General features: G+C 62.3%; 1 protein-coding gene. It reads left to right on the forward strand.

Annotation, left to right across the window (positions count from 1 at the left end; genetic code table 11):
- On the forward strand, positions 1-382 hold a 382-nt coding region (locus tag EOB36_RS34195), incomplete at both ends, for an ABC transporter permease (RefSeq protein ID WP_164897739.1).

Consider the following 382-nt stretch of genomic DNA (forward strand, 5'->3'; position numbering starts at 1 on the left):
GCCGCTGATCGAGCAGTTCTACATCTATGTGAAGAATGCGCTGAACGGCAATTTCGGCGTCTCCGTGCTGACCACCAATCCGGTCATGACCGACATTCGCCGGGCGCTTCCGGCAACCACGGAACTTGCGACGCTCGGAACGCTGATCGGCGCGCTGTTCGGCGTGCCGCTCGGCGTGCTGGCGGCGGTCAAGCGCGGCAGCCTCATCGACCAGATCGTGCGCGTCATCGGCCTGATCGGCTATTCCGTGCCGATCTTCTGGCTGGGGCTGCTGGGGCTGGTGCTGTTTTACGCCAAGCTGCAATGGGTTGCCTTCCCGGCGCGGCTCGACGTCGTCTACGAATACACTTTTACGCCGATCACCGGCTTCTATCTCCTCGAC

The organism is Mesorhizobium sp. M6A.T.Cr.TU.017.01.1.1, from assembly GCF_004023115.1.
In the GTDB taxonomy this organism is placed as follows: Bacteria; Pseudomonadota; Alphaproteobacteria; order Rhizobiales; family Rhizobiaceae; genus Mesorhizobium; species Mesorhizobium mediterraneum.